The sequence below is a fragment of the Alkalihalobacterium sp. TH-98 genome (assembly GCF_057473385.1).
The window spans coordinates 141378-165942 of record NZ_JBYCKM010000045.1 but is presented as its reverse complement, the minus strand read 5'-3'; the positions used below and the strand labels follow the sequence as shown (position 1 = coordinate 165942).

At 37.0% G+C, this 24565-nt stretch carries 22 protein-coding genes; 10 read left to right on the top strand and 12 right to left on the bottom strand.

Translation table 11 applies throughout. The features are described 5' to 3' along the window. Positions 1 to 9: 9 nt before the first annotated feature. The gene (locus tag AC2VNP_RS16425; RefSeq protein WP_486918370.1) at positions 10 to 570 is read right to left on the bottom strand and encodes a helix-turn-helix domain-containing protein; all 561 of its coding nucleotides are present in this window, start codon (positions 568 to 570) and stop codon (positions 10 to 12) included. A 141-nt stretch (positions 571 to 711) separates the two neighbouring features. On the opposite strand from AC2VNP_RS16425, the gene AC2VNP_RS16420 reads away from it, so the two are divergent. Together AC2VNP_RS16420 and AC2VNP_RS16415 are read left to right on the top strand one after the other, a co-directional pair. Continuing rightward, positions 712 to 1437 carry an AzlC family ABC transporter permease gene (locus tag AC2VNP_RS16420; RefSeq protein ID WP_486918369.1) on the top strand — a complete coding sequence of 242 codons (726 nt, stop codon included), beginning with the start codon at positions 712 to 714 and terminating at the stop codon, positions 1435 to 1437. Next, positions 1427 to 1732, top strand: a complete 306-nt coding sequence (locus AC2VNP_RS16415; RefSeq protein WP_486918368.1) for an AzlD domain-containing protein — start codon at positions 1427 to 1429, stop codon at positions 1730 to 1732. The genes AC2VNP_RS16420 and AC2VNP_RS16415 overlap by 11 nt, the downstream gene beginning before the upstream one ends. A 38-nt stretch (positions 1733 to 1770) precedes the next feature. On the opposite strand, the gene AC2VNP_RS16410 is transcribed toward AC2VNP_RS16415, so the two are convergent. Further along, positions 1771 to 2859 (bottom strand): NAD(P)H-dependent flavin oxidoreductase, encoded by a 1089-nt coding sequence (locus AC2VNP_RS16410; RefSeq protein ID WP_486918367.1) that lies wholly within the window; start codon positions 2857 to 2859, stop codon positions 1771 to 1773. Positions 2860 to 2983: 124 nt separating this feature from the next. Continuing rightward, a complete protein-coding gene (locus AC2VNP_RS16405) occupies positions 2984 to 3286 on the bottom strand; it encodes a hypothetical protein (protein ID WP_486918366.1) in 303 nt (100 codons plus the stop codon). A gap of 453 nt (positions 3287 to 3739) precedes the next feature. Between AC2VNP_RS16405 and AC2VNP_RS16400 the strand changes: the two genes are divergently transcribed. Both AC2VNP_RS16400 and AC2VNP_RS16395 read left to right on the top strand, forming a co-directional pair. Continuing rightward, positions 3740 to 5011 carry a hypothetical protein gene (locus AC2VNP_RS16400; RefSeq protein WP_486918365.1) on the top strand — a complete coding sequence of 424 codons (1272 nt, stop codon included), beginning with the start codon at positions 3740 to 3742 and terminating at the stop codon, positions 5009 to 5011. Further along, positions 5004 to 7982 (top strand): DEAD/DEAH box helicase, encoded by a 2979-nt coding sequence (locus AC2VNP_RS16395; protein WP_486918874.1) that lies wholly within the window; start codon positions 5004 to 5006, stop codon positions 7980 to 7982. Before AC2VNP_RS16400 ends, AC2VNP_RS16395 begins: the two co-directional genes overlap by 8 nt. Before the next feature lie 378 nt (positions 7983 to 8360). Here the strand turns inward: AC2VNP_RS16395 and AC2VNP_RS16390 are convergent, their stop codons facing one another. From AC2VNP_RS16390 to AC2VNP_RS16370, 5 genes are all read right to left on the bottom strand, one after another. Further along, the gene (locus AC2VNP_RS16390) at positions 8361 to 9719 is read right to left on the bottom strand and encodes a hypothetical protein (protein WP_486918364.1); all 1359 of its coding nucleotides are present in this window, start codon (positions 9717 to 9719) and stop codon (positions 8361 to 8363) included. 576 nt (positions 9720 to 10295) lie between these two features. Then, complete coding sequence (locus AC2VNP_RS16385) at positions 10296 to 10769, bottom strand: BsuPI-related putative proteinase inhibitor (protein WP_486918363.1); 474 nt, start codon at positions 10767 to 10769, stop codon at positions 10296 to 10298. Between the two features lie 44 nt (positions 10770 to 10813). Continuing rightward, a complete protein-coding gene (locus AC2VNP_RS16380) occupies positions 10814 to 11635 on the bottom strand; it encodes a YitT family protein (protein WP_486918362.1) in 822 nt (273 codons plus the stop codon). Positions 11636 to 11720: 85 nt separating this feature from the next. Beyond that, complete coding sequence (locus AC2VNP_RS16375) at positions 11721 to 12512, bottom strand: prolyl oligopeptidase family serine peptidase (protein WP_486918361.1); 792 nt, start codon at positions 12510 to 12512, stop codon at positions 11721 to 11723. Positions 12513 to 12615: 103 nt separating this feature from the next. After that, positions 12616 to 12891: a hypothetical protein gene (locus AC2VNP_RS16370; RefSeq protein WP_486918360.1), complete on the bottom strand. Its 276-nt coding sequence runs from the start codon at positions 12889 to 12891 to the stop codon at positions 12616 to 12618. 123 nt (positions 12892 to 13014) lie between these two features. Here AC2VNP_RS16370 and AC2VNP_RS16365 point away from each other — a divergent pair, with 123 nt between their 5' ends. Next, positions 13015 to 13146: a DUF3941 domain-containing protein gene (locus AC2VNP_RS16365; protein ID WP_216828351.1), complete on the top strand. Its 132-nt coding sequence runs from the start codon at positions 13015 to 13017 to the stop codon at positions 13144 to 13146. 100 nt (positions 13147 to 13246) lie between these two features. On the opposite strand, the gene AC2VNP_RS16360 is transcribed toward AC2VNP_RS16365, so the two are convergent. Next, positions 13247 to 13615 carry a rhodanese-like domain-containing protein gene (locus AC2VNP_RS16360; RefSeq protein WP_486918359.1) on the bottom strand — a complete coding sequence of 123 codons (369 nt, stop codon included), beginning with the start codon at positions 13613 to 13615 and terminating at the stop codon, positions 13247 to 13249. 48 nt (positions 13616 to 13663) lie between these two features. Beyond that, positions 13664 to 14749 carry an AI-2E family transporter gene (locus AC2VNP_RS16355; protein WP_486918358.1) on the bottom strand — a complete coding sequence of 362 codons (1086 nt, stop codon included), beginning with the start codon at positions 14747 to 14749 and terminating at the stop codon, positions 13664 to 13666. A 575-nt stretch (positions 14750 to 15324) separates the two neighbouring features. Between AC2VNP_RS16355 and AC2VNP_RS16350 the strand changes: the two genes are divergently transcribed. From AC2VNP_RS16350 to AC2VNP_RS16340, 3 genes are all read left to right on the top strand, one after another. Continuing rightward, positions 15325 to 15981: a GerMN domain-containing protein gene (locus tag AC2VNP_RS16350; protein WP_486918357.1), complete on the top strand. Its 657-nt coding sequence runs from the start codon at positions 15325 to 15327 to the stop codon at positions 15979 to 15981. Positions 15982 to 16220: 239 nt separating this feature from the next. Then, positions 16221 to 17243 (top strand): TAXI family TRAP transporter solute-binding subunit, encoded by a 1023-nt coding sequence (locus AC2VNP_RS16345; protein WP_486918873.1) that lies wholly within the window; start codon positions 16221 to 16223, stop codon positions 17241 to 17243. Positions 17244 to 17457: 214 nt separating this feature from the next. After that, a complete protein-coding gene (locus AC2VNP_RS16340; RefSeq protein WP_486918356.1) occupies positions 17458 to 19407 on the top strand; it encodes a TRAP transporter permease in 1950 nt (649 codons plus the stop codon). 369 nt (positions 19408 to 19776) lie between these two features. On the opposite strand, the gene AC2VNP_RS16335 is transcribed toward AC2VNP_RS16340, so the two are convergent. Together AC2VNP_RS16335 and AC2VNP_RS16330 are read right to left on the bottom strand one after the other, a co-directional pair. Further along, positions 19777 to 20634, bottom strand: coding sequence for a MurR/RpiR family transcriptional regulator (locus tag AC2VNP_RS16335; RefSeq protein WP_486918355.1), 858 nt, complete (start codon positions 20632 to 20634; stop codon positions 19777 to 19779). A gap of 5 nt (positions 20635 to 20639) precedes the next feature. Next, complete coding sequence (locus tag AC2VNP_RS16330; protein WP_486918354.1) at positions 20640 to 22049, bottom strand: aspartate aminotransferase family protein; 1410 nt, start codon at positions 22047 to 22049, stop codon at positions 20640 to 20642. 411 nt (positions 22050 to 22460) lie between these two features. Here AC2VNP_RS16330 and AC2VNP_RS16325 point away from each other — a divergent pair, with 411 nt between their 5' ends. Together AC2VNP_RS16325 and AC2VNP_RS16320 are read left to right on the top strand one after the other, a co-directional pair. Further along, positions 22461 to 23642, top strand: coding sequence for a KamA family radical SAM protein (locus AC2VNP_RS16325; RefSeq protein WP_486918353.1), 1182 nt, complete (start codon positions 22461 to 22463; stop codon positions 23640 to 23642). Between the two features lie 115 nt (positions 23643 to 23757). Next, positions 23758 to 24525 (top strand): hypothetical protein, encoded by a 768-nt coding sequence (locus AC2VNP_RS16320; protein WP_486918352.1) that lies wholly within the window; start codon positions 23758 to 23760, stop codon positions 24523 to 24525. Positions 24526 to 24565: the final 40 nt, after the last annotated feature.

Genomic DNA, 24565 nt, shown 5'->3' with positions numbered 1-24565 from the left:
CGAAACTTGTTACAGTGAATAATAAATAATCATCGTAGCTATAGCATCTTCTTCACCTTTGTTCACGTAATTATGCTTATAGTGGGCAGAAAAGCGAATTCCCTCACCCTCGCCTACTGTAAACGTTTCTTCGGCTATTGTAAGTTCCATCGTTCCATTCTCAATGAATATATACTCCTCTACTCCATAAGCATGAGGGTCGGATTGATGATTACAACCCGGTTGCAGAATAAGAGAAAATATCTCGAAAGGTTTTTGATACTCCTTTGGAAACAGCGGGTAAACTTGTACAACTCCTTTTTCCTCGATTAACGGCTCAATTTCTCTTCGATTTACTTTTTGTATAAACGGTTTTTCTTCCTCTATGAACGTTGTAAATGGTACTTTTAAACCATTCGCAATCTTCCATAGTGTACTTACGGTAGGGTTTGACTCGCCGCGTTCAATTTGTCCAAGCATTGGCTTACTAACTTCTGTTAATTGTGCAAGCTTATCTAGACTCAACCCTCTTTCCGACCTTATTTGTTTAAGCCTCTTACCTATAATTTGATTTAAATTGACTTTACTCATATGGAAAATTCTCCTTGATATTATGTATATTATAGTTTACAATTCAGTGTATTATAACATACAAGTTACTGTTTTTATTAACATTATTTATCATAGTAAATCAAACCTACAATTATATTATTCTAGAAGTGAGGGAATAGAATGGCAACATTAGTAAGCGCTAATCAGCCAAACAACTCTTTTATGAAGGGGATTATCGCCGGTATCGGGATAGCCATCGGTTATACACCTGCAGCCATTACATTCGGTCTTTTAGCAAAGGGTACTGGCTTAGGTTTTACAGAGACCGTTGCGATGAGTATGTTTGTATTTGCTGGAGCCGCACAATATATGGCGCTTAATTTAATTGCAATTGGTACAGGTGCTCTGGAAATCATATTTACAACGTTTATCGTTAATATTCGTCACCTGCTCATGAGTGCTGCTGTAAGTGAAAAAGTAGAACACGAACACCCGATAAAAAAAGCATTGTACTCATTTGGAATTACAGATGAGGTATTTGCAGTTACGACAACCCAAGAAGGGACTGTTAAAACTGGCTTTATCGTCGGCGTAGCTTCTATTGCATATGGTAGTTGGGTTATTAACTCCGCAATAGGCTACCTTGTCGGTTCAATCCTTCCCGAAACATTGCAACAAAGTATGGCGATCGCTTTATATGCCATGTTTATCGCTTTATTAATGCCTTCCTTGAAAAAACATCGGAAGGTCGTATCTTTAGCTGTCTTTGCTGCAATTCTTAATCTTATATTATCTCAATTCATCCCGAGTGGTTGGGCGATTATTTTAGCAACAGTAACCTCTTGTATTGTAATTGAACTCATTGTTGGAAAAGCGGAAGGAGTGTCAAACAGTAATGGAGACTAGTATTCTTCTTATTATTGCTGGGATGGCTGTAGTGACCTACATTCCTAGAATGTTACCGCTTGTGTTTCTTGATGCCAATAAAATACCACCAAAGCTACAGGCCGTCTTGCGAAATGTCCCTTATGCAGCTTTAGGTGCTTTAATATTTCCAGGTATATTAACCGTACATGAAAATATTATGTTTGGTATAATCGGCGGTATTACAGCAGCTATCATCGCTTATTTAGGTGCAAATTTAATAGTTGTTGTTCTTAGTAGTATTGGAATATTAACCATCATTTCTATGTTCTTTTAAATAGTATCTATAAAACTATTAAGACTGACGGATAACCATCAGTCTTTTTCTATGTTCTTTAATTTTTGTACAGTTTGACTGGCTTGTCCCATTACTCGTTGAATAATTTGTTCAGCTCTTTCAGTTTGCGCAAGTCGAAGTCCTTGTCCCGCCCACATCGACAGCCACTCACCCTTTCCTTGTTTTGCTGCCTCTTTTCGCAACGGTTGCGTTAGTGCATTTTGTATTGGATAATCAGGAACATGTGCGTCTGGTACATTACTCAATCGCTCAATGTAATCATTTTTTAGTCCTCTTGCAGCCTTTCCTGAAAATTTTATTGTAACTGTTGTCTCCTCTTCCGTTGCTTCCAATAGTGACTTTTTATATAAAGGGTTGGCTCCACTTTCTGTAGCTGGCAAAAATACAGTCCCCATTTGAACACCACTTGCCCCAAGTGATAGACATGCTATTAGCCCTCTTCCATCCATAATTCCACCGGCTGCTATTACAGGAACGTTTACCGCATCAACCATTTGCGGAACAAGTGCCATCGTTCCAATCATTGCATCTCCAGCCTGGCATGCAAACGTTCCTCGATGACCACCTGCTTCACTACCTTGGGCAACAATAGCATCTACATTTATTTCTTCTAATAACTTAGCTTCTTTTACAGTAGTTGCTGTTCCAATCACAATAGTGCCATTTGCTTTCAATTTTTTGACCCAATGATGATCTAAAGTTCCAAAAGTAAAGGAAAACACAGGAACCTTCTCTTCTATTATTACTTCCATTTGATGTTCGAACTGAGCTCCCCACTCATTTGGCAGCTTCGGTTGTTCGATTTTTAACTCATCGTAAAATGGTTGTAAAGTATGACGCATCTCTAATACTTTTTGTTCATCCAGCTTGTTAGCTTCCGGAATAAATAAATTAACCGCAAATGGTTGATTCGTTATTCGTCTGATATTATGTATCGCTTTTCTCATATCTTCAGGTGTCATATAACCAGCACCTAGTGTTCCGAGTCCCCCTTCATTTGAAACGGTTGCGACCAATTCCGGTGTAGTCGGCCCACCAGCCATACCCGCTTGAATGATTGGCAGTCTTATATTTAATATTTTTGTTAAACTCGTTTCATACCACATACTTATTCCCCCATATTTTTGCGCTTTAGCTAGTTGCAATTACAACAACTTAATAAAGAGATAGAAGAAAAGAAATATAAATGATTCTTCTACCTCTCTACTTCTGTGTAAAAAGAGCAGTAGTTCAGGTTAAGATTAACTGTTTATTTTCTTGAAGCTCTTTAATTGCTCGATTAACAGCAGCTCGATGTTTCCATAAAAGTTTTTTGACTACATCTTCATCTAGGATCGTTTCTGTGAGATCACAATATTTCTCACCTTTTCCGTGAATAGACCAGCGACCTTCAGCTTTCATTAATGTAATTTTTCCACCACGTTCTTTATCGTCAAATACAAAATAATTTTTAAATTGAATAGAGTCATATTCAGTCCAATCACAAAAAGACTCCAGCAATCGTTCAATGTGCATCTTATTACGTATACTCATTCCACACTCTCCTCTCTTTCATCTTAAAATCATCATATGTTTTCATTCTTTATTCTTCAGATAATTCCTTCTTTATTTTTAGGCAGTTTACAAGCTTTTTTGTTACTATTATTATAAGTCGTGTTCAAATAGGAGGACAAAAAGAGCCGAGAAAATCGAGGAAGCGCAGTCTCCGGGCATAAAGCTGGTTGCTCCGTAAAGCAAAATCCTCGCACGCCGGAAAAGTGTTCTTCTTTTCCAAGGACCGGAACGTATGATGTTTATACGTGAGGAGCGAAGGAACAAGCTGACGAGCTACCACGGGATGTGGTGACTTCGACGTTCCCACAGGACGTGGGGCTCTTAGTCGAAGATCTTCTATCGACAGCTATTTTTCCCGGACTTTTTGAACATCCTTTATAATAGAGTGATTTCGACCATCCTAATAATTAGTAAATAAAAGGGTTGATATAAATGCTTAATTTAAAACCATATGATAATTATGAAATAGACGACCTTGAAAGTGATATCCTTCATTTATATAAAAAAATAGCTGCATCTAATTACTTAAAGGATGTACAAATTTCTGAACTAGTGAATCAAACGGTTGATAAACTCCAAATGCAAAGTGATCAACCCCTAACTATTGTCGATCAATCGCTGATGATCATGAACGGACTATTATCATTAGGAATAAAATTTACGACGTATGATTCATTTGAGCGAAGGTTCGAGCAATTTTTATCGAAACTTGGTGATCGTGTTAATGCAATACTACAAGAACAGCATTGTGAACTATCACTAGAAGAAAAACAAGCGATTACTGAAGCGCTTGTCCTTTTGTACACGAGATATATAGACGTTGGAAGTTCCAGTTGGGCCGGAATGCTTGCAAAATGGTTCATACAAAATGAGAAAGAACAGTGGGTTCATTCTTATTATTCATATTTCAAACCATTGCATGAAAAATACAATGCACCTTTTCACTTATCCATGATTACAAGTTTGTTAGCATTAATTTGCCAGGATGGTGTCGGATCTCTTACTTACTTAAAAACTCATAAACAGAGACTAGCCGCCAATGATTTATACTTTCATTTTACTTTACTAAACCATCGTCAAGAATGGGATACAATGCAAAGGTGGTTTGACCTCTTTTCAACGAGCTGGAACGGGTCACTCGGTAACCTCCAGCCTTTTTATCATACTTTAGAGAGGAAAAATAGTAAGTCTTCCAATTTTTCGAGTCAATTAAACAAATGGATGAACCGTCCTGCACTTGCACCCTACAAAGATTTATCTGCTTCACTTGAAGAGTCTGAACGAAATCTATTACTTAAGAAAGTCAAAGATAGGCTAGATGAGCAACTAGCCTATCCACCAATACAAAACTTATGGATGCAAATTATCCAATATGAAAAACGTTGGGATGTTGCTATTGACTATTTTTTAAACAATGAACCTCTTCCTTTTCAACTAAGCGAAGAAAAACAACGGTTACTAGCAGAACTTGAAAAACAAAACCCAAGTGGGACTATCCCAATCTATCACCAATTTATCGTCCGACTAGTCGAGAAAAAAACACGCTCGCACTATACTGAAGCTGTTATATATATGAAAAGATTGAAGAAATTATATGAAATAATGGACCAACGTGAACGCTTTACCCAATATATCTCACTCTTTAATCAAACATATAAGACATATCGTGCGCTAATCCAGGAGATGAAAACGATTGATGAGTAATTATAATCCAAATAACGTCCTTATTCATGGCGGGTGGTTAGGTGACTTGTTTTTTATATGGGGCGAACAAAAACAACATAAAAAATACAAAGACTACTTAAACTTCCAATATCCCTTTTTATATTCACCATTTGAGTTGAAGTTAACTCTCTTTCAAAATGACCCTGATACGTTTTATGGGACATTTGTACAGACGAAAAAAGCATCATTGAAAGCACCCGTTGAAGAACGTGTGTTTTATAGCGAAATCGGTGAAACACTTGTTTATCAGGCGAACACAACAGCGACTGAATTTGTATTCCCGCTTGAGGGAGTGGTCATTCATAGAAAAGACTTACCCCGCTATGTTGAACTTATGAAAAACTGGAGCAGCTTGCCAAAAATAACTTTGGCCCATGACTTTACCTATTGGTTAACTGTCTTTTCAACGATACAATCTAAAATTATTAACGGGAAGTTTATACTAACAAGAACTGGATCTTGGGAATTAACGAATTGGAATTGGGATGACTGGGAAGGATCGATCCCCCCTGTTTCTCTTTCTTTGATGGAGTCTGGCTTGCATGTTCACCAATCATTGCAAAAGAACTACTCGTTTAAAAAACTAGCAAATGAAATTTGTAGTGACTTTATTCAACATTTAATTACCAGTGATTCAGCTGTTCAAAAAGCATATGAACAACTTCATGTTTCTAAACACTACTTATTAAATGAAGCGGGACCATCTACCGACGACAAGACATTTCTTGAAGAACTCGGTGCAATACCAGCTGTACCTTTTCAGACGATTTTAGTAATTGAGGAACCGCAAAACGAAAAAGAAGAAAACTGGACGGTCTTGCTTTTCCTACAAGACCGAAAAGATCGTTCTATTATTGTTTCACTCGAAGATTTGCATGGCGGGCATCACCCGTGGAGGATGAACCCTATTACACGACTTAAAGAGGATATTTCAGAAATCATTCATCTCATTCCTGAACTATCTTCCTTATCCATTACGAATCCAACGTCAAGTATCTCTAAGGATACGATATACAACTTGTTAACTAATCAATATGATCAATTGCGACGTCTAGGTATCAGTGTAGTTGTACCGAACTGGCTCAAAAAAAGGCCAAATCATTTTCAAACAAATGTTCACGTCAGCGATAGGCCTACTGAATTTTCAAACTCTAGTGAGTCATTATTCAATTGGCAAAACATTAGTGATTTTAACTTTGAAATTGTCCTTAATGGTGAAAAATTAACACATGAACAGTTTACTGAACTAGTTGATTTGAAAACACCTTTTATAAAGTGGAACGGAAAATGGCTGTATTGGGATCCTAAGGAAGCAAAGCATTTAAAGACCTACTTAGATCGAAAAAAAGAGAATGAGACTTCTCTTCTTGAAACGTGGAAATCGTATTTGTTAGAAGATAATGAAGAAAATGAAGAAGGACTTTCTATTTCCATCCAATGGAGCGAAAAACTGTCCAGTGCTATTCATGCAACCTTGAATAAACAAATTCCATCCATACCTCCTCCTTCTAATTTAAAAGGGGAACTAAGACCTTATCAATTAGAAGGAATGTCATGGTTAGTTCATATGCGAGGTGTCGGATTTGGAGCATGCCTAGCTGATGATATGGGGCTAGGGAAGTCTATTCAAACGATTGCTTATATGTTAGCCGTATTCGAACATCGTACAAAAGATGGATCTTCATCACCCTTTCTTATCATTTGTCCAACATCACTCATCGGAAACTGGGAAGAGGAATTGAAACGGTTTGCTCCCCACTTATCTGTATTCATTCACCATGGTAATGAACGACTTACAGAAGAGGATGTGTTGGATTGGGAGTATGATATTATCATTACTTCCTATGCACTTGCTTTTCGTGATGAAGAGATCTTTTTAAATACACTGTGGAACGGCTTAATTCTCGATGAAGCACAACAAATCAAAAATGTGGAGACAAAACAACGAAAGGCCATTAAACGCATCAAAGCAAAGCACCGAATGGCACTAACGGGTACACCGATTGAAAACAAACTTAAAGAGCTTTGGTCAATCATGGATATGCTAAATGATAAATATTTAGGCAACTTCCAACAATTTCAGAGAGCCTTTATTAGAGAAATTGAGAGTAATTCTCCTAATGAGAAAAAAATTGAACAGTTACGATTGCTCATTTCACCATTTTTATTAAGAAGGAAAAAATCGGACGAAGCTTTAGAGCTCCAATTACCCGATAAAACCGAACAAACGTATATCGTCGGGTTAACTGCCGAACAAGCTTCCCTTTATCAAGCTGTCGTCAATCAATTACTAACTTCAATTGATGAAAAAAATTCAATTGAACGTCGAGCAACGATTTTGAGCAGCATTACGAAGCTTAAACAAATTTGTAACCATCCTTCTCAATTTTTAAAAGATCGCGGCCAGCTTCATCATCGTTCGGAGAAATGGGATTTACTGTTCACTCTTGTTGAGCAAATTATTGACAACGAAGAAAAAATGTTAATCTTTACACAATATCGTGAAATGGGTGAGTTATTACAAGACGGATTGTCGGAGCAATTTAATTTAATAGTTCCATTCCTACATGGCGGATTATCACGAGCTGAACGTGAGAAACTTATTACAGAATTTAAGACAAATAAAGAAATACCCATCTTTATCTTATCTTTACGGGCTGGTGGAGTTGGGCTAAATCTTACGGCAGCAAACCACGTGGTTCATTACGATAGGTGGTGGAACCCAGCTGTTGAGAACCAAGCAACTGACCGAGCCTATCGTATAGGACAAACTGAAAAAGTAACAGTGCACAAGCTAGTATCAAAAGGAACGATTGAGGAAAAGATTGACAGACTGCTGGCGAAAAAGCAGTCACTTTCTGACGATGTCTTGTCAGTTAATGAAAAGAGTATTTCTGAACTATCAACGAATGAGTTAAAATCTTTACTTGAGTGGAGTGAATCATCCTGAAAACGACATTACCGCCAACATTTACTGAATATTGGAGAGGAAAAGCCGAAGCTATTGACACTCTTTTAACTAAAACAGAACAAAAAGAAGTTCAGCCAGAAGATCTAGGAAGAGATTGGCGCCAATTAATTGAGGCTATTCAAACGGCAGCTAAAAGAGAATGGGAATAAATAAAGGTTAGCTATAGTGGGTGCGGTCAACATTCTATTCAATGTGACCGCGCTTTTTTTTGACTTTAATAACTTAACCTTAAGGTGTCCTCAGCCAACTAAGTCCATCCCATATCCCCTTGTTATACCTTTCAAGAATTTTCAGAATATACAATATTGAATATAAAGAGGATACTGATCGAAATCAGTATCCTCCTATATAGGTTAATTAAGAAGCTTTATGTTCTTCAGATTGGGTTTGAGCAGGTGTTTGATTATTTTTACCGATTAATAGGAAGTACAGGACAAGTCCTGCTCCAATACCCCATGCTGGACCAACAAAAGCAGTAAGCATTCCAATCGCTAGTGCATAGCCGCGAGTCGTATTGTCATTAACCATCGACATAGCTACATATGCACACGCAAAACCTGTTAATAATAGAGTTAAAGATAAGGCAACTGGTAGTAGCGGCACGATAATCCCGATGATCGGCATTAAAAATCCTAATGGAAGTGCGAACAGATACCAGCTCATTGTACCTGAGAAAATGGAATCCATTGCTTTTCTACCCGTTTTGTACCGTTCCATAATGAAGACTTGAATTCCTGTCCACATTGGACCGTGAAGTGGAATTAGCACCCCGCCGGTGAACATTTGACCTAGGTTACGAATAGCTAAAGCCCAGTGAGTACGAGTGTGATTAACGTCTACTTTTTCGTCTGGTCTTACTTTTGAAGCCTCTTTTAAAAGTGTATCTGCGACTAGTAGGTCACCAAATACTAGAACGTAAACCATAATGGAAATTGGGATTGCTGCCAGAATGATGGACCAAGATGGCATTCCAACACCCCACGGTGAAACCGTTGCTAGTAATTCACCAAATTGCGGGATAAAGAATCCCCATTCAATGTTAAACGTAAGCTCTCCTGTCAACGTTCCGACAATACCTGCCGCAATGAAGCTGACAAGCATAGCGTTAGACATAACTAAAAGTTTTGCTTTTGTGTTTGGTAATTTACCAAATGGAATAGAAAACATGAGTACTAATACGACAACCCATGACGTAATTAACGTAAATGGTAAAGTTTGAACTCGGTCGATCTCCGACATAAAGGCTGCGATCGCTGCCCCTAGAATAATCCCCGCTTTTAATGCGTTAGGTACAAGCAGATTGAACTTTTCCCCCAGACCGGTTATAGCAAAGAAAATGAACAAGGCCGAAACAACCAACGTTATTGCAATCATTGCCTGTACGGCTTCAGGTCCCGGTGTAAATCCACCTAAGAATACTAAAACGAGAGGTAACGCCGGGGTTATCCACCCTGCTGCATACGCATCTCCAAATAGGATTGTCTGTGACCATACCCAGAATAATTGAATCGTTAAAATAGACCAAGCGACTTCAAACGGAATGTCAAAGAAATGCATCATTAAAGGTGCTAAAGCTCCACCTGTTGCTAAAGATAAAAACGCTCCCTGAATAGCTTCAGGCCAAGAGATTGGTGCATGAACTCCTGGTAATCTTAACGTAAAAGGTCCCCACTTAATACCTGGCTGAATACCGCCATACGTACGCTTTTTCCCCATGTTATTCCTCCTAGATTAATAAATTATGATTAGTCCTATTATTGGGAAACTTTTTTATTTATTATCCTACTAAGTAAATTTCTTTTTACAAATACTTTAATGGTAGAACCTTGAAGAAGTTTACGATAGTTACAATCAGTTTCGAAATATTCTGAATACTAACTGTAAAATAAAGTATTTTAGGATAGAAAATAAAAAATCTCAATTCCATTACTCCAGTATTCATAGCCCTCCCCTCATACGTAAACGCTTTCATGTAATGGAAATACTTACTAACCAGTTAGTATGTTCTTTTCTAACTAAACTTTAAATAAAATAGCGCATGGTGTCAATACTTTGTGTGAAATTTCTGATAATTCGACAAAAGTATACAAAATCCTACTTAACCTATTGGTTTATTTTTCTCATTATTGAAGTTATTACCATAAATAGTCTTGCATCCCTTTTACCACAAATAAAAAAAAAGAAAGAGCCGAAACCCCCTCTTTACTTGTTTATTACGATTGAAACTTGGAGAAAAATATTTAACATTGTTTTTTTAGGAAAGTTTAAGCTGATAGTTACTTCTTATTCTACTCATTCTATAATAACATCTTCTTCGACTAGGAATTGCTCTCTAAAAGCCTCACTACCATTGACGGTCATAATCGGCAGTTCACCCAGTACTCGATAACGACCAGGTGGAACTCTCTCGCCATTCACCATTAAATCCCACTCATCCGTAAATGTCATCGTTTCATTTGCACCTAATTCTTTTTGAACAATAGCCTGAGTGAACATCATTCCTTCTGAATATTTATAAACCACTTCACTTTTTTCATTGACGACGATAAAATCAAATAGCTGCCCTGTTGGGAACTCTAATGTTACTGAGTCATCCCCTTTATTTGTAAGTGACAATGTAAAGGCTAATTTATCTTCTTTTTTATCGACTCTTAATGAGGTTGCTAGTGTACTCACTTCTTCTCCCCCTTGTTCCCCTTGATTTCTTTCATCAATTGTTTCGGTTACTTCATCAGACGTACCGCACCCGACTAAAGCTAACATCATGATTAACAATATGCAAAGGATTTTTTTCATATTCAACAACCTTTCTAACTTTCTTTTCTAAAGAAGCCAAAAATACCGGCAGTTTCAACGATATTTGTAAAAGCACTTGGGTCTACTTCTTGGATGACTTTCTTTAATTCGTAGAGTTCATATCTCGTTATGACAATCATCAACATCTCTTTATCTTCTTGTGAGTATCCACCTTTAGCAGGTAACCGAGTAATTCCTCTAGTAATTTGGGTATGTATGGCGTCTTTTAGCTTATCAGCATTTTTCGTAATAATAAATGCGGTCAGCTTCACATGACGTGTATATATCGCATCTATGACCCGTGAACTTACATATAAGGTGACAAGTGTATAGAGTGCTCTTTCCCAGTCAAATAATAATCCTGACGTTATAACGATTAGAGCATTTAATACAAAAAAGTAAATACCAACGGGACGATCACTCTTACGGGATAAAATAAGAGCAATAATATCCAATCCACCCGAAGAAGCTCCAACTTTTAAAGTAACCCCTGCACCAAGAGCAAGGATCACACCTCCAAAAACAGCGTTTAAGAGAAGATCTGATGAAATTTCAATAATAGGAATGATTTCTAGAAAAAACGTTGTAAGTACCACATTTATAAAGCTATAGAGCGTAAAAGCTTTTCCAATTTTGATCCATCCTAACACCGCTACTGGTATATTTAAGAGTAATAAAAGGATCCCCGTTGATAATGGGACGACAGTTGCGATAAGCTGAGCTACCCCTGTAAAGCCACTGGCGAATACATTCGCTGGTATTAGGAAGACATTTAATCCTACTGCGATTAAAACTGCACCTATAATATTTACTATTAATTGTTTTGCAATTTCCATTCATTCACCTACTTCTAATTGCTATTTGTAGTTTAAACGTTTACTGTATATATTAAACACAAAACAAAGATAAAGCTCACCGATTTCAGCGAGCTTTGTTCGTTGTATGTAACATTTGTATGTCTAGCCATTCAACTAGTGATAACAGCCCTTCTCTAGAAACTTTATGATCAGCTAATGAATCGCTCATAAATGTTACGTCTCTTTCAATTTCTGGTAATGTTTGTTGTACTCTCTCAATAAATTGCTTCGTCATTGAATAAGGGACAACATCATCCTTTTCCCCATGCCAAATGAACAATGGTTTATGCCGGATTTTATCTAATTGCTTACTCAGATCAAACTGGGCTAATACCTTAATTTTGTCTTCAATTTGTCTTAATAATTGATCGCTTACTTTATCTTGTTTTTCCAGCAAGCTCATATGCGTCTTTGCAAGTTCTTCATAGCTTGGACATCCCATCAAAGATACCCCTGCCTCGATCCAATCATATTGTGTTAACGCACCGAACGTTACAATTCCACCCATTGATGTCCCGGCTAGTGCAACTTTACCGCTTTGGATGAGTCCTCTATTATCAAGTACTTCCTTTAGCAACCCAATCTCTTCTATACTTCGTAATACTATATCCCAAAATTGCAATTCTCTTTTCTCATATGGAATATTATTTTCGCGTTCCCCGTGATGTATCGCATCTGGCAAGACTACCCGAAAGCCCTTTTCAGCTAATAGATACGCATAGTGAAGGTTATGTTCTTTTGCACTTGTATAGCCGTGTTGAAATAAAACGAGCGGTAAGTTGTGATGAAAGTTTTCTGCTTTTGCTACATGCAATGTTGGAATTGAAGCTATTGTTTCACGGACAATTGAGTACATACTTGGTAACCTCCAATGTAGAAAATTTATTCTAATATACTTTCATTCATTTTACCGTATCTCAATCAAAAGGAGAAACAAAAAGAGCTGAAATCATTCAGCCCTAATTATTGTAAGAAAGTTTTTTCTTTTTATAATCATCAACTTCTTCATTGTACCGTTGCACCGCATATAAGGCTCCTTCACTTACCATCGTGTTATCATTTACATCATAAGGGTCTGGGTGCCCGGCATTTTTATCAATTTCAATTGAGTTTGCAGAACGTTTTTTCTGCAGCTTGTTTTTAACCTTGTTGCGTTTACTTTTATCGTTTAATGCGTAGATGAAAGTTCCTATTGCACCGGCTGCAACTGCTGTAGTCATTACCTTTCCAATCATTAATGATCCCTCCTAGTGAGTTATTACTTATCTAATACCCACATGATAAATCATTAAACATTCGGATGAATTCAATTGGCATGGATACAATAAAAAAGAATCAACAATGAGGGAGTGAATTAAATGTCTGTGACAAAAGACGATGATAAAAAGAAAAAAGATAACAATGCCAAACGCCAGCAAAAGAACATCCTACGTGAGAAAAATGCGGAACACGGTAAAAGACAATACTCTAAAAAGACGGATCACCTGTAAACCAATATAAAAAAAGAAAGGACGACCCAATGTGTCATCCTTTCTTCTTTTTCTCATTTTAATTTCTAAGTAAGGAGTAACAAGGTTTTAGTAAAAATCCTTATTTATAAAGCTCCTTCACATCTGCGACAACTCGTTCCATCCCTGTTGCAAGCTCACCTTGCCAAGCAAGCATACCACCTGCATAATTAGATACATTTTCAAACCCACGATCCTTAAAAAACAGCGCTACATTTTGACTTCTATTACCACTGCGGCAAACGAAAAGATATTCTTTATCCTTGTCAAATTCTTCTATTAAAGCTGGTAGGTTATGCATTGGAATAAGAGGAATATTTGCGATATGCCCTTCAACATATTCTTCGGGTTCACGAACATCTATAACGATTGGTTCTGACTTACCCTCATTTATAATTTCCTGCAATTCATTAAATTCAACCTGTTTGATACCATCAACTTCGTATGACATGAAATCACCTCACGTTAGAATTAGATTATTTTACCACGTAGCATCCCTTTACTCAATCGGATACCTTTTCAGCTTCCATAATCGGTAAGTATGACTGACGATCACTTTTCCGACTGCGTAGGTTGGCACAGCTAATATTAAGCCTAATAAACCAGCAAAACGACTTGCTACTAATAGAAGTAATATAATCGTTAATGGATGAACTGACAATTTTCTTCCCATAACTTGTGGTGAGATTAAATTACTTTCCACTTGTTGAACTATAACAATGACGATAATGACGAGCAATACCATTAAAGGAGAATGAAAAATGGCTACGATAACACTTGGTATTGTTCCAATCCAAGGACCCACAAAAGGAATAACATTGGTAAACATGGCAATTAATGCCAATACAAGCGGATAATCAATCCCGATAATGAGAAAACCAATATAACATAAGACCCCAACACAAATACTAACTATAATCTGCCCTTGTATATAAGAACTCAAGGCCGTGTCCATATCACTTAAAATATGTCGCCCTTCCTGTTGCTGCTTCCCAGGTAATAAACGTAATACTTGCTGTGGTGCCTTCTCTCCTTCTTTTAACATATAGAACAATACAAACGGTATGATGATCATTATAATTAGAATGTTCGTGATAAATCCGATAAAAGCAGCGACATTTGTTCCAATAGCTGAAACAATGTCATTTAAGTATTCTGCCAATCTTGATGTTAATTCTTCTACCGTATAATTTTCATTTTGCTGAAACCTTGCAACCCACTCATTTTCTTGTAAAAGAATAAGGAGATCTCGGATTTCGTTAACAAATAAAGGCATATTTCGTACTAAACTGTTAAACTGACGCTGTAATTCAGGTCCAATTAATAATACGAGTATTGTGACAATAGAAATTGCACTTAAATATAAAATTAAAATTGAAATTCCCCTTGGTATCCATCTCGACATTAGATTGACAAACGGACGAGACAAATAATACAACACTCCTGCAATAATAATTGGTGCAAATAATGTCTGTACAAGGACCACAATCGGTCTGAAAATAAATTGTACTTCGGACCCCAAAAAGATAATTAAAAATACTAGGATAACTCCATAACAAAAGTAGAAAAATTTGCCACGAGGCATCTTCTCACCCCAAATGTAAAATTGTGCTAACACCCTCCATTATATCACTTATTCGGATGATTTTAACAACTCACAACTATATTTCTCTTTATAAAATAATTTAAACCATTTTACAATATGTATTAAGATTTGTTTTATACTGACTTTTATGGGATAACAAGCATAGTAAACCTTAAAAGAGCGTGGAGGGATAATGATGAATAAAAATGTTGATGTACAAAAGAGAAACATTGAGAAAAAAGAAAATGCTAGTATGGTTGTCGCCACTTTTTAAATACTTTGCTTATATTGTTATCTTTTTTGGGTTTCTTTGGTTTCTTGTTCAATACGTATTTCCTCTTTTTCAAAACTAGTAAATTCTAAACACTTGTGCCCTGCGCTACTTATCAATTGCATAAAGCATAAAATATACTGTGCCCCAAAACTTTTGGATTTGTTCGAATAAAAGGATTGAATTTTAGCCCCTTTACTGTAAAATAGAGAAAAATTGACTTTATTTATCTACTAATAAAGTCAATGTATCAGAAGTAGTATACAATTTTTTAACTCTATCTACTTCTATTAGGGGGATTTATATGAAAAAGTCATTACAATTATTGCTTGTATCGATCCTTACTGCACTCGTTTTAACAGCTTGTGGACAAGGAGAAGGTCCGGTTCAGCCTGAAGAAAGTGGCAGTGGAATTGATTCAGATCACAATGAAGAACTAATTGAACAAGAAGAAATAGCTACTGAAGAAGCAATTGAAGCTGTTACAGAAGGTCAGGAAACAAAAGATGAGGAAACTACAGAAGTAGTAACCGAAGAAACAGTTCATCCAGTTGAATTATATTTTGCTGATACTCAAGTTATGGATATGTATAGAGTAGAAACGACAGTTGAAAGTAAACAAGACGAAGTTTTTGTTAAAACGATAGAAGCTTGGATTGTTGGTCCAACGAACGAGGACCTGATATCATTAATACCATCTAACGTAAAAGTGGATTATGTGAAAGAAGTTGACGGGGTGGCTCACGTTTCATTTTCAAAAGAGTTTCTTGAGACGAATATAGGTTCAGGTGTTGAAGAAATGTTACTTCAGCAAGTAGCACTTCTAATGAAGCAATTTGGCTATAATGAAACTCAAATATTAATCGAAGGCGAAATTAGAGATATGTTATTTGGTCATATTGATACAAATGTCCCTATTCAAGCTATGGATCCGAACCAAATTGAGAAATTAACCGAATAGTGACTTTTAAAATACGGTAGAATAATTTCTACCGTATCTTTTTATATTTTAGATCCGGATCACACGGAGTGTATATATAATACCTGGATTGTACTGAAACAAGGCATTTTTTAACAATAAACTATAATTTTCTAAAAATTGCTTAAATTTAGTAATTCTAAAGAAATTTGACAGAACACCAATCATATATATATATTATTAATGATTTGCTAAATAATATAAAAGGGGGCTTATCTATGATGCAAATGAGAAAAATGCTATTTCTATTTGTAACTCTGTTAGCTATGCTAGTTTTTGCAGCATGTGGAGCAGCAGATGAAGGTGGAGAAGGTGCTGGCGAAGGTGCAGCTGAAGATGCACCAGAAGTTACTGAAGACTTCAGAACAGATTTACAACTAGGAACAGGTAGTACAGGTGGTACATACTATCCACTTGGTACTGAAATCGCAACAGTACTAAATGCTAATGTTGATGTTGAAGGATTTAATGTAAGTGCGATTGAGACAGGGGCTAGTGTTGATAACTTAGCTCGTATCGCTCGAGGAGAAATCCAACTTGGGATGACGGTTCACCTTCCAGCACTTGATGCTTTAAATGGCCAAGGTGAATTTGAAGGTATGACTGTTGAAAACTTCGGTTTCATGGGACACATCTATCCTGAAGTAATGCAAATTATTACAGTTGAAGGAACTGGTATTAATTCAATTGCAGACTTAGAAGGAAAACGTGTTGCCATTGGACCTCCTGGTAGTGGTACACAAGCTGCAGCTAAAGCAATTCTTGCAGCTTACGGTATTGAAGATGGAGACTATGACTCATTTGAAGAAGGTTTTGGGGATGCGAGAGATCGTCTGCAAAACGGACAAATTGATGCATCATTCGGTCTTTTAGGATTACCTGCTTCTGCTGTTGAGGAATTAGCTATTCAACGAGAAGTTAAAATTCTTTCAATCGATGATGAGCAACTTGCTCAAATTGAAGCTGATAGTGGTTACTTAGGATATGAAATCCCTGCTGATGCTTATCCGTTCTTAAATGAGCCTGTACAAACTGTTACAGCATATGCTGTATTAGTTGGTTCAACTTCGCAAATTAGCGAGGAATTAGGTTATGAAATTACAAAAGCATTATTTGAAAATGCTGGAGACATTACACACGCGCAAGGACAACACTTAACAAAAGAAAATGCATTAAATGGAGCTGAAGGTTTACCGCTTCACCCAGGTACTCAGCGTTACTTTGAAGAAGCTGGGTTAAACTAATAACAAAGATCCAAGAAGAGGATGACACAAATCAAACGGTGTCATCCTCCTTCTTGGCTTTAAATCTTATTAATACTTATTGAAAATGAGGAAACTACTAAGAAAAGTTTCACTTTATTTTTCTTACTCGACAATATCATGAAATTCTCGACGAAAAGGCAGGAAACGTTCCTACCCTTCCGTCGAGAAATTTATTTATAAGGTGGTGACTTCCTTGGCAGAAAATAACAATAAAGAGCTAGAAAAAGAACAAGAACTTTTGGCTAAATATGATAAAGAATCAGCTTATAGGCAAGCTCTTGGCAAATGGGGATGGATTGTAGCAGTTATTGCCATTTCGATGACGTTCTTCCATTTATATACTGCCTTCGTCGGTCCTTATCGTTCGATGATACAAGGAGCTATTCATGTTGGTGCCGGTCTTGCTCTTATCTTTCTTCTTTACCCTGTAAAACGAACATTAATTCAACGACCTGGAGTTGCTTGGTACGATATTGTCCTTGCAGGACTTTCCTTGTACGTAAACTTTTATCTCGTTTGGAACTACGAGCGCTTAACAACTCGTGCAATTGTCTTTGGGTTTGAAACGATTGACATTATCGTTGCTACGCTAGGGATTGTATTAGTCCTTGAAGCAACCAGGCGTGCAGTTGGGTTACCAATTGTCATTATTGCTTCAGCTGCACTTGCTTATGGTGTATGGGGGCAGGGAATTCCTCATTTTGGGCACGCAGGATTTGATTGGTCTGTTTTATCGGTAAGAATGTATTTTAGCTCAAGCGCTATTTTCGGTACACCGATTCAAATTTCATCTACGTTTATCTTTTTATTCTTATTTTTCGGAGTCATGCTTGTTCATACAGGAATTGGCAAATTCTTTAATGATTTAGCTTTTAGAGCAACAGGTAAGTATACAGGTGGAACAGGAAAAGCTGCAGTATCGGCCAGTGCACTTCAAGGGATGGTTACTGGAAGTAGTGTTGCGAATACCGTTGCCTCTGGTTCATTTACAATTCCGATGATGAAACGTGCTGGTTTTAGACCGGAATTTGCTGCAGCATCAGAAGCCAGTGCTTCTACAGGCGGGCAAATTATGCCGCCAATTATGGGTGCGGCTGCATTTATTATGGCTGAATATACAGGTACGCCATATAGTCAAATTATTGTTATTGCAATTATTCCGGCACTTTTATATTTCTCTGGTGTTATGATGGGTGTTCACTTTGAAGCCAAAAAACACAATATTTTAGGATTACCAAAAGAACAACTTCCACCTGTTAAAGGATTATTAAAAAAGCTGGATCTGATATTACCGCTAGTCGCCATTATAGGTATCTTATTAGCAGGCTATACGCCGACATTTGCCGGACTTGCTGGTATTGCAACCGCATTTGTTGTCAGCTTTTTCCGCAAAGATACTCGACTTGGCTTCTGGAAAATACTTTACGTATTAGAACAAGGTGCCCGCGTCGCTCTTCCTGTAATTGCAGCGTGTGCTAGTGCGGGGATTGTTGTTGGTATCGTAACAATGACTGGACTCGGGGGTAAAATAGCTGGAGGAATTTTAGACCTTGCTGGTGGTTCATTTTTCTTACTACTATTCTTTACGATGTTAGCATGTATTTTACTTGGTATGGGCCTTCCAACGACTGCAAACTACGTAGTAACGGCATCGATGGCTGCGCCTGCTCTAATCATGTTTGGAGTACCTGACATTGCTGCCCATATGTTTGTCTTTTACTTCGGAATCGTTGCTGATATTACACCTCCTGTTTGTCTAGCTGCCTATGCTGGAGCAGGTATTGCCAGGGCGAATCCAATGAAGTCAGGGGTGACCGCCTTAAAGCTAGCCATAGCGGCGTTTATCATACCTTATGCTTTTGTTTATAATCCTGTCCTTGTCTTACAGGATGCTACAATTACAACTTTACTACCGCCATTAGTGACCGCTTTTGTTGGGATGATGGCTATCAGTGCCGGCATGATGAATTACTATATTACAAATCCAAAGCTAATTGAAAGAATTGCACTATTTGTTGCTGGAATTATGCTTATCTACCCTGGGAACTTAATGGTTTCATTCGGTGGTATCGGACTTCTCGCTGCAATTACTGTTATACAAACACTTCGTAAGAAAGCAACAGTTACGAACACTCAATCATAAATAAGAAAAGCGCAAGGTGCCTGTTTAGCGACGTTCGGACTGGAGGCCACCGTATGAGATAAAGGAAACACGGTGATCGCTAGTGAGCCGATGTTGACTTATCGTAAGGAGGAGGGCGAAGTCTCGCTGGGCGCTGAAGCTAGAGATAGAAAAGCGCAAGGTGCCTGCTTATCGTCGACAAGCGCTGGAGGGCCAGAAATTAGTGTCTTGCCCTTTAGACACGTTTGGTGGACCGAAGCGACCTCGAGCCGATGGTACCTGAAGCTAGACATCATCGAATTTTATACTTTCTTATCTCTTCATGAAAAAGAGGCTGTTTAAAAAGTACTGTGTATGCGAGCATACAGGAACTTTCTAGCAGCCTCTTCATTATTCCTCATAAAATACATCGAAGTTATCCCATAACTCTTCAAGTTGATTTAAACGTTTCTCAACTTTTTCATGATCTGAACGTGTGACGGCAGTAATCAATGCACTTATAACACTGAATGGAGCGGAAAATGAGTCAATAAATGAATTGATCTCTGTTGCTGTAATAAGTGTTATATCCCCATATGGTACAAGTGGCGACATCAGATGGTCAGTAATTACAATCGTTTTGGCCTCACGTTGCTTAACATATTTTAGTGCCTCAACCGTTCGCTTTGTATAGCGAGAAAAGCCAAAACCAATAACTAAATCATCTTTTTTTATGTCTAGTAAATGTTCACTCATTCCATCAGATTGATTAATCATTTCTGTATTTTGTAAAATAAGATCCAAATAAAATTGTAGAAACATTCCTAAACTCGTTGCACTTCGATAGGCAATAATATAAATTCGATTAGCCTTCTTAATTTCTTGTACTGCTTGCTCAAAATTTTCAGGACTGATTTGATGTAATGTATTCTTAAGATTTTGTATATCATCTGATAGCACTTCTTTTAGAGAGTTTTCAGGTGCATCTTTTTCATCGGTCGTTTTCATAAACACTTCAGCTGATGTCCATTTTCTTTTTAGTGCGTCTTGTAAATGTCGCTGAAAATCTGGATATCCTTTATAGTTAATAAAAACGGCAAAGCGAATGACTGTTGCTTCGCCCACTCCAGCATTTTTAGCTAATTTAGAAGCCGTTAAAAAAGGTGCTGTTTCGTTATTATTAATAATGTAATTTGCGATCTTTTTTTGAGATTTACTCATTTTGTCGAGATTATCTACAATCCTCTGGTATACATCACTCTGAAGCATAAACCTCATCCCTTTGAGTACCGAGGTCCCCCGTACAACTTTTTCAATACTTTTTCATAAGCAGAAATCGTCATCTCTACTTCCTTCATCGTATGAGCAGTTGACAAACTATAGCGATTTAATGGTTTCGTATAAATCCCTTCCGCTAATAAATAAAAATCGATCTCTTTTCTTGTCGTTAGATCGGTTTTTTGAAGGTCTCGATAATTTAGAATTTTATCTTCCTTAGTCAATAGTACACTAAATATTGAACCCGTGCCAACCGCTTTCATTGGAATATTATAGGATTTGAATAACTTCTCTAACCGCATTTTTAATTCATCGGTTAACAAAATTACACGATCCAATTCTTTTTCTAAAATTTCAATGGTTCTTAGTCCTGCTGCTAAAATAGTTGGATGTCCATTATAGGTTCCACTATGGAACAGAACATCTTTAGCAGAAGAGTTCTTACTTTGGCTCGTATCGAAAACATCGGCTGCAAAGGTTGGAGCGCTCTCCATCATAATTTCTTTCTTTCCGCCAACAATACCAATTGGGTATCCCCCACCGACCACTTTTCCTAATGTAGTTAAGTCAGGTTTTACATTAAACAACTGTTGTGCACCACCAAGTGCTAGTCGGTAACCTGTTTTAACCTCATCAAATATGAATACAATCCCTAATTGTTTTGTTAAATCTCTAAGTTGATGTACAAAGTCCTTTTCGGCTAACAAAAATCCGCCTTGAGCAGGTTCTAAAACGAGTGCTCCTATTTCATCCTTATTTGCCCTTAAAATCTTTTCGCATGCTTTAAAATCATTAAATGGAAGAATGATCGTATTTGTTTGATGAAAGGGATCCATCCCTTTTGACTCCATAACTGCCTTTGGTTTCATAGCGTCTCCCGCATCTTTTAGAGAAGGATTTACACTTAACAAAACTTGATCATAACCACCATGGTAGTGCCCTTCAAATTTAGCTATTTTACTCTTTCCTGTATAAGCTGCCGCAAGTCGTAAGGCGAGTTGTGTAGCTTCAGTACCTGAATTGGTATAACGCAATAAATCAATACTTGGGTAATGTTCTTTTATTTTCATTCCCATCTTTATTTCAAGACTATGTGGAGTTCCAAACAGATTGGTTCCATCTGTATCTAATTGTTCAATTACAGCTTCTTTAATTCTTGTGTCCCCATGTCCGAGCATCAGTGCCCCGTAAGATAGTAAATAGTCGATATATACATTCCCGTCTAAATCAGTAACATATGCACCATTTGCCTTTTCCATCACGATTGGATAAGGAGCGAAGTACTTGATGTTAGCAGTCACCCCCCCTGGCATTACGTCTTTGGACTGCTCAAAAAACTCATAAGACTTTTTGGTCATCTTTGACAGTTCAACAATCGGATGTTGATCCACTCTTCTAATAGCCAAGATAATTTCCCCCAAATTATTTTTTCGCTTCACGTTTTTTAAAAAATGAAGGATGCATTTCATAATTTTGTACTTCTTCAAAAGAATATGAATTATTTTATTCATTTCTATATATTATGAAGTGAATAATTCAAAAATGAACAATCCGATTACAATTGGGCCTGAAATTCAGCCTATTTTACTTTGTACCCCACACAATCTGCCACTACCTCATTCCACCCTTCAACTGAAAATTCACTTTCATTTATTAATTTCAATGAATGTCAACTATCGTTAAAAACATTATCTTTATACTATTTGAATTAAATCCTTCATTTCATTTACATTTCTAATTATTTCTTTCTTTTTTGACGTATTTCTACTACCCTTGCTATAATATTGCTAGAATATGAATATTGGAGGTTGATAGTTGTGGCTCAGCCGAAGTACATTATGAACATTGACAAACTTGAGCAAATCCCAAAAGAGGAAAGAGAAAAACTAAAACAGATTACTGATAAGTTTGTTTTCAGAGTTAATGAGTACTATTTAAATTTAATTGATTGGAATAATCCGAACGATCCTATACGGAAGTTGGTCATACCGAACGAAAATGAATTAGATGAGTATGGGCGCTGGGATGCTTCCGATGAAGACACCAACTATGCAGTTCCTGGGTGTCAGCATAAGTATAAAACAACAGCACTCCTTATCTGTTCCGAGGTTTGCGGAGCGTATTGCCGATATTGTTTCCGTAAACGTTTATTCCGTAACGATGTTAAAGAAGCGATGTCTGATGTAGATCCAGGGTTAGAATACATTGCGAATACACCCGAGATTAATAATGTTCTACTTACTGGTGGAGACCCATTAATTCTTGCAACGAAAAAACTTCGTTATATTCTTGAAAAACTACGTGCAATCGATCACGTAAAAATTATCCGCATCGGTTCTAAATTACCAGTATTTAACCCAATGCGTATTTATGAAGACGAAGAATTACTAAATTTAATTCGCGAATTCTCAACACCAGAAAAACGAATTTACATTATGGCACATATTAACCACCCAGTAGAAATTACGGATGAAGCGAGAAAAGGCTTCCAAGCTCTTCATGATGCTGGTGCCATTGTGGTTAACCAAACTCCAGTATTAAGAGGAATTAACGATGACCCAGTCGTTTTAGGTGAATTACTAGATAAACTATCTTGGGCTGGTGTAACACCATACTACTTCTTTGTAAACCGCCCGGTTGCTGGAAACAAAGATTTCGTATTATCACTGGAGGAAGTATATAATATCGTTGAAGGTGCAAAAGCTCGTACATCTGGTTTAGGTAAACGAGTGCGCTTATCAATGAGTCATACTTCAGGTAAAATTGAAATACTAGCAATTGAAAATGGAAAAGCCTACTTAAAATATCATCAATCACGTGATAATGAGTACGGTAAATTTATGGTCCTTGACTGTCCTAAGGATGCTGCTTGGTTTGATGATCTTCCAGGAAACGAGCAGTACTGGACCAAACCAACAAAGAGAACTGATAAAGTTGTCTCTGTTAATGAACTACCTGATGTACCACAAGCAAAAAAAGGTAAAGAACTCGTTAAGTAAGTAAAAAAGGCTGACAAAAACTGTCAGCCTTTTTTACTTTTTCTATTATTTATTTACTATTCGACAAAAGAAGAAAATGATAGAATAGAACTATCTTTATTTTGAGAGGTGTAACATGAAACTTCGGTTCTACTCTTTTCTATTTATTTTGATATTCATCCTAAGCGGTTGTAACTTAGGTAATCAAACGAATGCATCTAAATCAACGGCCTCTCCTTCATATTTCGAAAATCAACATCTCTCAGTCACATATGCCGGCCATTCGAGTTCCCTTTTAAATGATGAACATGGGTTCTATCTATCTTTTGAAGTAATACCGATTGGTTCGTATCCAATTGATGAAAGTCATTTCTCATTTGCCTTACAAAGAGTCCTTATGGATGACTTAGGAAATGAATATGAAAGTATTAAAACAGAAGTTATCTCGACCGACGATAATGGGGAACCTCTTCCTGAAAATAAAGTTTATTTTAACCAATACTTTCAACCCGAATTAGACAAAGATAGTAAGGAATTGTCAGTAATATTTTATGCCAAACCTCTTTATTACCGACAGTCTGTCCTGTTTGAAAATTTAAATCCTAACAGTGAACAAAACATGCTAAATGATTTAAACATAGCTAAAGTTCAAACGGAAGGCAAGAAATTAACTCTCTATATTGAAGATGTGCATCAAATTCAAGGTATGGAAACGACTATGATTCATTCAGGTGAAGAAGTCTACCCTGTTTTCACTTCTACAGAAGTAGGTAAATTCAATTATTCTCTAATTGCCAATTATGAATTTGCCATGGAAATTCCCGACCCATTTACATTAAAAATAAAAAGACATCGTCTCCAAGATCAACTTTGGGACTTCCCTATAACGATATCATTCAAATAGGCTAAATCCTTAGTGAGCTCCCTTCCCTCTTTTGAAAAAT